General features: G+C 58.6%; 1 protein-coding gene. It reads left to right on the top strand.

Going from position 1 to position 534, the window contains the following annotated elements; genetic code table 11:
- Nucleotides 1-534: calcium-binding protein (locus AC1D0P_RS27950; protein WP_477679706.1), on the top strand; the 534-nt coding region annotated here is incomplete at both ends.

Below are 534 nucleotides of genomic sequence, written 5' to 3'. Positions count from 1 at the left end.
CCGAAAACACTGAGGCGACCGACAAGATCAACATCACCAATCACGGCCACATCACAGGCCAGGGGAAGGCCTTTGCGATCGAGCTCGGGGATTCCGACGACAGCGTCGTCAACCAGGGCACGATTACCGGCCGCATCAATATGGGCACCGGCAAGGACGTCTTCGATAATCGTGGCGGCACTGTCGATCACGCGATCGAAGGTGGCGCCGGCGACGACACGCTGATCACCGACAACGCGCATGTGAAGCTCAAGGAAAACGGCGGCAGTGAAGGGTTTGATACCGTCAAGTCGACCGTGACCTACACTCTGTCGGCCAATGTCGAACAACTGATCCTGCTCGGCAAGGCCGACATCGATGGCACCGGCACCAATGACGGCGATGATCTTTTCGGCAACAAGGGCAAGAACCACTTGTTCGGCCTTGACGGTGCCGATGAGCTCAGCGGTGGCAAGGGCGACGACCTGCTCACCGGCGGCAAGAACGACGACACATTCGTCTTCAAGACCGGTTTCGGCCACGATACGATTACTG

The sequence above is a fragment of the Polaromonas sp. P1_G2 genome, assembly GCF_056405515.1.
Note: the sequence above shows the minus strand (reverse complement) of the source record. Positions and strands in the feature narration are given on the sequence as shown.